Origin of the sequence: uncultured Granulicatella sp. (assembly GCF_963528315.1) — a bacterium.
GTDB lineage: Bacteria > Bacillota > Bacilli > Lactobacillales > Aerococcaceae > Granulicatella.
Genome location: NZ_CAURVV010000058.1, coordinates 1 through 8,037 on the forward strand (window position 1 = coordinate 1; position 8,037 = coordinate 8,037).

10 protein-coding genes are annotated in these 8,037 nt (G+C 33.5%); 8 read left to right on the plus strand and 2 right to left on the minus strand.

All coding sequences use genetic code 11. From position 1 onward, the window contains the following. The first annotated feature begins 18 nt into the window (after positions 1-18). Genes ftsA through RYK07_RS08380 form a run of 7 tightly spaced genes read left to right on the plus strand, consistent with a single transcriptional unit; the run spans position 19 to position 5,517 of the window. Positions 19-1,344, plus strand: coding sequence for a cell division protein FtsA (gene ftsA / locus RYK07_RS08350; RefSeq protein ID WP_314853412.1), 1,326 nt, complete (start codon positions 19-21; stop codon positions 1,342-1,344). A 23-nt stretch (positions 1,345-1,367) separates the two neighbouring features. Then, a complete protein-coding gene (ftsZ, locus tag RYK07_RS08355; RefSeq protein ID WP_006703024.1) occupies positions 1,368-2,657 on the plus strand; it encodes a cell division protein FtsZ in 1,290 nt (429 codons plus the stop codon). Continuing rightward, positions 2,657-3,316, plus strand: coding sequence for a YggS family pyridoxal phosphate-dependent enzyme (locus RYK07_RS08360; RefSeq protein WP_314853414.1), 660 nt, complete (start codon positions 2,657-2,659; stop codon positions 3,314-3,316). Before ftsZ ends, RYK07_RS08360 begins: the two co-directional genes overlap by 1 nt. 10 nt (positions 3,317-3,326) lie before the next feature. Continuing rightward, entirely contained in the window at positions 3,327-3,755 is a 429-nt protein-coding gene (locus tag RYK07_RS08365; protein ID WP_314853416.1) for a cell division protein SepF, read from the plus strand. A gap of 35 nt (positions 3,756-3,790) precedes the next feature. Continuing rightward, the gene (locus tag RYK07_RS08370; RefSeq protein ID WP_314853417.1) at positions 3,791-4,054 is read left to right on the plus strand and encodes a YggT family protein; all 264 of its coding nucleotides are present in this window, start codon (positions 3,791-3,793) and stop codon (positions 4,052-4,054) included. Between the two features lie 12 nt (positions 4,055-4,066). After that, positions 4,067-4,855, plus strand: a complete 789-nt coding sequence (locus tag RYK07_RS08375) for a YlmH/Sll1252 family protein (protein WP_314853419.1) — start codon at positions 4,067-4,069, stop codon at positions 4,853-4,855. Positions 4,856-4,869: 14 nt separating this feature from the next. After that, positions 4,870-5,517, plus strand: coding sequence for a DivIVA domain-containing protein (locus tag RYK07_RS08380; protein ID WP_314853420.1), 648 nt, complete (start codon positions 4,870-4,872; stop codon positions 5,515-5,517). Positions 5,518-5,544: 27 nt separating this feature from the next. Here RYK07_RS08380 and RYK07_RS08385 read toward each other — a convergent pair whose 3' ends face one another. Next, positions 5,545-5,982: a threonine/serine exporter family protein gene (locus tag RYK07_RS08385; protein ID WP_314853422.1), complete on the minus strand. Its 438-nt coding sequence runs from the start codon at positions 5,980-5,982 to the stop codon at positions 5,545-5,547. Further along, positions 5,979-6,749 (minus strand): threonine/serine exporter family protein, encoded by a 771-nt coding sequence (locus RYK07_RS08390; RefSeq protein WP_314853424.1) that lies wholly within the window; start codon positions 6,747-6,749, stop codon positions 5,979-5,981. Before RYK07_RS08390 ends, RYK07_RS08385 begins: the two co-directional genes overlap by 4 nt. A gap of 203 nt (positions 6,750-6,952) precedes the next feature. Between RYK07_RS08390 and pta the strand changes: the two genes are divergently transcribed. Further along, positions 6,953-7,936 carry a phosphate acetyltransferase gene (gene pta / locus RYK07_RS08395; protein ID WP_314853426.1) on the plus strand — a complete coding sequence of 328 codons (984 nt, stop codon included), beginning with the start codon at positions 6,953-6,955 and terminating at the stop codon, positions 7,934-7,936. The last annotated feature ends 101 nt before the right edge of the window (positions 7,937-8,037 follow it).

Genomic DNA, 8,037 nt, shown 5'->3' on the forward strand with positions numbered 1-8,037 from the left:
TAGGAGGTTTCAATAAACGTGAAAAATCAAGGAATTTATGTGAGTTTAGATATTGGAACCACTTCAATTAAAGTTGTTGTTGCTGAATATATTCGTGGACAATTAAACATTATTGGAGTCGGCAATGAAAAATCTCAAGGACTTAGTCGAGGAGTAATTGTAGATATCGATGAAACTGTAGAATCTATTAAAAAAGCCGTTAAACAAGCAGAACAAAAATCAAATATAGAAATTAAAGATGTTATCGTAGGAATACCAAGTAATCAAATTTCGATTGAACCATGCCATGGCATGATTGCTGTTTCAAGCGAAAATCGTGAAATTACAGACGTGGATGTTCACAATGTAATTTCAGCAGCAAAAGTTCGTTCAGTTGCTCCTGAAAGAGAAATTATTTCAGTAATTCCAGAAGAATTTATCGTAGATGGATTCGATGGCATTAAAGATCCTCGTGGAATGATTGGTGTTCGATTAGAATTATACGCAAGTATGATTACTGGACCAAAAACAATTGTTCATAATATCAAACGTTGTATTGATAAAGCAGGATTAAATATTGAAGAAATGGTCATTCAACCTCTTGCTATTAGCCAAGTAGCAATGTCAGCAGGTGAACGTGAGTTTGGTACTATTCTAATTGATATGGGTGGCGGACAAACGAGTGCGTCAGTCATGCATGATCATCAATTAAAATTCTCTTATGTTGATCAAGAAGGCGGAGATTTTGTTACAAAAGATATTTCAGTTATTTTAAATGCAAGTTTTGAAAATGCAGAACGTATTAAACGTGAGTATGGTTATGCTATTTCTACTGAAACTTCTGATGAAGAATTCTTCCCAGTTGAAACAATTGGGAAAAAAGATCCTGTTAAAGTGGATGAACATTATTTATCAGAAATTATTGAAGCGAGAGAAGTTCAAATTTTTGAAACAATTAAACGTGCTTTGGATCAAGTAGATGCTTTAAGCTTACCTGGAGGAATCGTTTTAACAGGGGGAGCATCTTCTATGGCAGGAGTACTTGAATTAGCCCAAGAAATTTTTGGAGTGAATGTAAAAACATATATTCCAGAACAAATGGGAATGAGAAATCCAATTTATGCAACAAGTATGGGATTAATTCAATATGCTGCATCATTAGATGATGTGCATCGTATTGCACAAAAAGGTAAGTTAACGACTGAAACAAGAGTAACACCTTTAGCTAGCCCTAGCCGTCCAGTTGCAGAAACTGCTCCACAACCAGTTGAAAAACCAAAAGCTGAAGTGGAATCAACACAAGAAACTGAATCAGAAAATTTTGGAGATAAAGTGAAAAACTTCTTCAAAATGTTTATAGACTAGTACGAATCTAAGGAGGAAAAAGAATGGAATTCGAATTTGATACAAATTTAGAAGGCGCAGTAATTAAAGTCATTGGTGTAGGGGGAGCAGGTAATAATGCTGTTAACCGTATGATTGCTGAAGGCGTTCAAGGCGTTGAATTTATTGTTGCCAATACAGATACACAAGCTTTAGCAAATTCAAAAGCAGAAACTAAAATTCAATTAGGACCTAAATTAACAAAAGGTTTAGGAGCAGGTTCATTACCTGATATCGGTTTAAAAGCAGCAGAAGAAAGTGAAGAACGTATTCGTGAAGCTTTATCAGGAGCGGATTTAATTTTCGTTACAGCTGGTATGGGTGGAGGAACTGGTACTGGTGCAGCACCAATCGTAGCTCGTATTGCAAAAGAATTAGGAGCATTAACTGTTGGGGTTGTGACTCGTCCATTTAGTTTCGAAGGACCAAAACGTGGTCGTTATGCAGCAGAAGGTGTTGCACAAATGAAAGCTAATGTGGATACATTAGTAACAATTTCAAATAATCGCTTATTAGAAATCGTGGATAAAAAGACTCCTATGTTAGAAGCTTTCCGTGAAGCAGATAATGTATTACGTCAAGGGGTACAAGGTATTTCTGATTTAATTATCGCACCTGGTTATGTAAACTTAGACTTTGCTGATGTTAAAACAGTGATGAAAGATCAAGGTTCTGCATTAATGGGTATTGGGGTTGCTAGTGGTGAAAACCGTACAGCAGAAGCAACTAAAAAAGCTATTTCTTCTCCATTATTAGAAGTATCAATCGATGGAGCAGAACAAATCTTATTAAATATTACAGGTGGATCTGATTTAACATTATTTGAAGCACAAGATGCTTCTGATATCGTAGCAGCAGCTGCAACAAATGATGTAAATATTATCTTTGGTACATCTATTAATGAAAATCTTGGAGATGAAGTAATTGTAACAGTTATTGCGACTGGTATTGATGAAGAACACAAAGGTACAAAAAAGTCAGTAGCTCGTTCTAGCCGTCCAACATTAACGCCTACAACACCTGCTTCAACGAAAGAAATTGGAAATAATCCTCAAACATTCCAAGAAAAACAAGTGACACCAAAGAAAAAAGCAGTAGTTGAAGAAAAACAACCTGAAAAAGATATTTTTGGAGATTGGGATATTCGTCGTGAAGCAACTGTTCGTGAAACAACAACAGAAACAGATTCACCATTTGCTCAAAAGAGTTTTGTAGAAGCTCCAGTGGAAACAAAATATGAATCTGATGATACTTTAGACACACCGCCATTCTTTAGAAGAAGAAACAGAAACTAATGACCATGATTAAAAGTAATGCAGAACAAATTGTCACTCGCATTCAACAATCATGCGATAAAGTTTCTAGAGATGTACAAGAAGTATGTCCAATTATAGTAACTAAAAATCGTACGAATGAAGAAATCCAAGAAGTTTATTCTCTTGGATTTCGGCATTTTGCGGAGAATCGTGTTGAGAAGTTATTAGAACGTCAAGAAGCATTTCCACAAGAGGATATTGTTTGGCATCTAATTGGTCCATTACAAAAAAGAAAAGTGAAGCAAATTGTGAATCGAATTCAATATTTTCATGCGATTGATCGTCTATCGATTATGGAAGAGATTGAAAAACGATTAGATTCACCATTGAAATGTTTTTTAGAAGTGAATGTTTCAGGCGAAGAATCGAAGCATGGCTTTACAACTTCAGAAGTTTTTGAAACCTTTAAAGTTTCAAAACAATATCCAAACATTGAAATTATAGGCTTAATGACAATGGCTCCTTTTGAAGCGAACGAGAAAGAACTACGACAATATTTCAGTGAATTAAGAGAAATTTCTAAGAAACTTCAAATTGAAGCTCCTCTTAAATTAAGCATGGGGATGAGTCAAGATTATCCCATTGCAATTGAAGAAGGAGCACACTTTATTAGAATTGGTACTGCTTGGTTTGAATAGGAGGAGTAGTATGGGGTTTTGGAATCAATTTAAAACATTTTTAGATCCAGATGAGGACTATCATGAGGTAGAAGAAGAAATGTATGAAGAAGGAAATGATTCATCAAATGTTCAAGAATATCGTAGAACACCGTCTAATGTCGTTTCTTTTCAACAAGCCCAACAGAATAAAAAAGTATCAAAAATTTTTGTTATGGAACCTTCTGTTTATACTGAAGCCGAAAGAATTGCAGATGCTTTACTAAAAGGTGAAGCGGTAATTATCAATTTTAGAAAAATGGAAGTTTCAGATGCTAAAAGAGTCATTGATTTTGTAGGGGGAGTGACTTATGCCATTAATGGAGATGTCCAACAAATTAGAGAGGATATTTATATCTGTTCTCCACCAAATTATCAAGTGCAAGGTTCTTTTGTTGAGGATGAGGATTCTTCTTATTAATTTAATGGGAATATATTTATGTTAAGGAGAAAGATATGTTATTATTTCAATTAATCCGTTTATTATTACGGGCAATTGATCTTTATATATTGTTAATTACAATTTATGTTGTATTAACTTGGTTTCCGCAAGCGCAAAATACTAAATTAGCTAGATGGCTTCAAGCAGCTTGTGAACCATATTTATCTTATTTTGATAAAATAAGAATTGGAATGTTTGGTTTTTCAGCTATTTTTGGAATTTTATTTTTACAATTTTTAAAACTAGGCATTATTCAGATTGTTAAATTTATATTTTAATAGGTGATAGTTATGGATACGTCTATATTTCAACATTTTAGAAAAGAAGAACAAGATTTTATTCGAAAAGTAGAATCTTGGGTCGTTTCTTGTCAAGAACAGTATGCACCGATATTGACCCCCTTTTTAGATCCGCGACAACAGTTTATTGTTGAAGCGATTGTTGGTCAATATGATGAGATTAACTTTCAGTTTGAAGGTGGATACATTGCTGCGGAACGAAAAAGATGTATGATTTATCCAGATTTTTATGCACCAATAACAGAAGAATTCGATGTTGAATTGATAGAAATTCATTATCCAATTAAATTTTCTTCAATTAGTCATGGACAAATCCTCGGTTCTTTGGTAGGCTTAGGGATAGACCGTGACCAATTAGGAGATATTATTTCTGATGGTATTCGTTGGCAATTATTGCTGACGAAGCAAATGTTACCTTATTTAAAACAAAATTTTCAAAAAGTTGGAAAAATTAGTATTCGAATAGAAGTAAAAGAATATACAGAATTAATTTTACCGATTGATCATTGGACATATACAACCGCAATTGTGTCTTCATTACGATTGGATACATTAATTGCATCTATTTTTCATATATCTAGACAGCGCTCAAAGGAATTAGTAGAGAGTAATAAAGTAAAAGTTAATTGGGCTGAAGAAATTCGTCCTGATTTTATGATAGAATTACTTGATATTATTTCCATAAGAGGGTATGGTAGAATACAGATAAAAAATATTGAGGGACGGACAAAAAAGGATAAAATAAAACTTGAAATAGGTCTGCTCGAGAAAAACAAATAAGAGGAGTTGGAATTATGTTAACACCAATCGAAATTCATAATAAGGAATTTCCTACAAAATTTAAAGGATATGATCCTGAAGAAGTAAACGATTATTTAGATGAAGTCATTCGTACGGTTGAACAATTAATTCGTGAAAACAAAGATTTAGAAAAACGTGTGAAATTTAATGAAGAAAAAGTTTCATACTTCAATTCAATCCAAGAAACATTAAATAAATCAATCATCGTAGCTCAAGAAGCTGCAGATCGTTTGAAAGAAAATGCACGTAAAGATGCGGAAATTATTATTTTTGAAGCTGAAAAAGAAGCTGAAAGATTATTAAAAGAAGCTGCAGAAAAAGCAACTGAAATCAATCGTGAAACAGATGCGTTGAAGAAAGAAACACGTATGTTCCGTCAAAGATTACAAATTATGGTGGAATCTCAATTAGAAATGATTAAAAATGAAGAGTGGGATTTATTATTAAATAGCCATTCTAAAATTGAAGTATCTGCACCATCAATTGATACAATTTTAGCTGGTCGTGCTAAGAAAAATGAACAATTAATTAAACCAGAAGCAACTCCAGAAGTTGTACCAACTTTTGAAGAACCAAATTCAAACCAACAAGAAATTATTCTTCCAACAGATGAAGTAATCACTGTAGGTGGATTCGAATAATCAAAAAAACGTGATACTAACGAAGTATCACGTTTTTTTTGTATGTTTTTTCCATATTGAGTGAAGTCTAAATAGAGAATCGACTGTAAAAATCGCTAAAGCAATCATACCTGCTACGGAGATTGTACTTGATAAATAATAATGAGCTTTAATGGAATCTCCCGTTAAAAATGCATAAGCAGTTCGATACATTCCAGCTCCGGGAACTAGTGGGAAAAATCCAGGAATAAAGAACACGGTTACTGGAGCTTTAAAAAATCTTGCTGCTAAGTGGGAAAGAAAAGCTACAGTTAGACCACTATAATATGTAGAAAGCTCCATTCCAGCACTCTCTAGAAATAAGAGATAAATCCACCAACCAATTCCACCAATTAAAGCAGTGTATTTAATCAATCGTTTTGGAACTTCAAATACAATACTACTAAAATAAACTGCAATAACTGAACTAATGACTTGAAACATCATAATGGATTAACACCTCCTCCAATCAATAGACCAATGACTACTGCTATAGAAATGGATAGAGCAGTAACAGCAGCTTCTACAGCTCGTGCAGTCCCGGAATTATAATCTCCTCGCAAAGTATCACGAATAGCATTTGTAATAGCTGTTCCTGGAACTGCAGGCATGATTGATCCAATAATCGGAATACCGATATGAATATTTGGAAATATAGTTTCTTGCAAGTAGCAAATAATGATGACCATTGGAATAATTGAAATTAAATTGGTGATAAACATTCCAAGTCCTAATTTTGCATCAAGTTTATAGACAAATGGGAGGACAATGGCTGCAATTCCTGCAACAAACATTTCCAATAAAGTAGCTCCATAAAGCGCAGCATAGCAGCCACACATAATGACTAGCCCAACATTTTTCAACCAAGCTGGATAATCTGATTCTTTTAAATTTTGAAATTTTTCATAAGCAGTATCGATATCAATTTCTCCACTGACTAATTGACGAGAAATACTATTGACTTTATAAATTCGATTTAAGTTTGTATCTCTATTTGGAACACGACGGATTTCAGTAATACAATCAATACAGTCATCGTCTAAAGTTGCAAAAATCCCTGTTGCATTGGCAAAGGCTTCACAAGTAGCAAAATGAGAAGTAGATAAAATATAATTCATCGTTTCTTCTACACGATAACTTTCTGCATTACATTCTAACATAATTTGACCTGCAAGCATGGCAGTATCCATCAATTTTTTAGCGTATTCTCGCATGATGAATCTCCTTTAAAACTTAATAAGTTTAGTATACCACAAGTTTAAAGAGTGTAAACAAGTCTTTCTTTTTAACTGTGTTAATCATTAGACTATAACAGATATGAAAATTTGAAGAATATTCTCTTAATATTCAACTTAGTACTGTTTTTTAGAAGAATTTTGTTGTATCATAGTTATAGAAAATAATTGGAGGGATAGTTGTGGAACTATTTGAAGAATTGTCAGGAAAAATTAAAGGGAAAGGCTTAAAAGTTGTTTTCCCTGAAGGAAGCGAACCTCGTATTTTGGGTGCAGTTGTTCGTTTAAAAGCGGATGAATTATGTGAACCTATTTTATTAGGAGATAGAGCTGAAATTGAAGAAGTAGCTCAAAAACGTGGATTTAGTTTAAACGGAATTACGATTATTAATCCAGAAACTTATGAAAACTTTGAAGCAGTAGTGGAAAGTTTTGTAGATCGTCGTAAAGGAAAAGCAACTCCAGAAGCAGCTCGTGAATTATTAAAAGATGTTACTTATTTTGGAACAATGATGGTATACATGGGATTAGCTGATGGTTTAGTATCTGGTGCAGTTCACTCTACAGGAGATACTGTACGTCCAGCGTTACAAATTATTAAAACTAAACCAGGTGTATCACGTACAAGTGGTGCATTTATCATGATTAATAGTGATAAATCTAAGAAATATTTATTCTCTGATTGTGCTATTAATATTAATCCAAATGCGCAAGAATTAGCTGAAATTGCTGTTGAATCAGCTAAAACAGCTGAATTATTTGGTATTGAACCAAATGTTGCTTTATTAAGTTTCTCAACTAAAGGTTCTGCAAAATCTGAAGAAGCATTAAAAGTAGTAGAAGCTGCTCGTATTGCAAAAGAATTAGCACCAAATTATAACATTGATGGAGAGTTACAATTTGATGCTGCATTAGTACCAAGTGTGGGTAAACAAAAAGCACCAGATTCACCAGTTGCAGGGGAAGCTACAGTATTCGTATTCCCTGAAATTCAATCAGGAAATATTGGTTACAAAATTGCTCAACGTTTCGGTAACTTTGAAGCAATTGGACCAATCTTACAAGGATTAAACAAACCAATTTCTGATTTATCTCGTGGATGTAACGAAGAAGATGTTTATAAATTAGCAATTATTACAGCAAATCAAGCTTTAATGGAAGCATAATCTGAAAAAATAACGAAAGCATGGAACGAACATTTCTGATTGTTTCGGTTGTTCGACAAATCCTGTTGGTGAGAAATTACCGACAGGATTTTTTATATGCA

Excerpts from the sequence above, each read along its gene's own strand:
- ftsZ (WP_006703024.1), top strand. The coding sequence starts at position 1,368 with ATGGAATTCGAATTTGATACAAATTTAGAAGGCGCAGTAATTAAAGTC.
- RYK07_RS08360 (WP_314853414.1), top strand. The coding sequence starts at position 2,657 with ATGACCATGATTAAAAGTAATGCAGAACAAATTGTCACTCGCATTCAA.
- RYK07_RS08365 (WP_314853416.1), top strand. The coding sequence starts at position 3,327 with ATGGGGTTTTGGAATCAATTTAAAACATTTTTAGATCCAGATGAGGAC.
- RYK07_RS08370 (WP_314853417.1), top strand. The coding sequence starts at position 3,791 with ATGTTATTATTTCAATTAATCCGTTTATTATTACGGGCAATTGATCTT.
- RYK07_RS08375 (WP_314853419.1), top strand. The coding sequence starts at position 4,067 with ATGGATACGTCTATATTTCAACATTTTAGAAAAGAAGAACAAGATTTT.
- RYK07_RS08380 (WP_314853420.1), top strand. The coding sequence starts at position 4,870 with ATGTTAACACCAATCGAAATTCATAATAAGGAATTTCCTACAAAATTT.
- RYK07_RS08385 (WP_314853422.1), bottom strand. The coding sequence starts at position 5,982 with ATGATGTTTCAAGTCATTAGTTCAGTTATTGCAGTTTATTTTAGTAGT.
- RYK07_RS08390 (WP_314853424.1), bottom strand. The coding sequence starts at position 6,749 with ATGCGAGAATACGCTAAAAAATTGATGGATACTGCCATGCTTGCAGGT.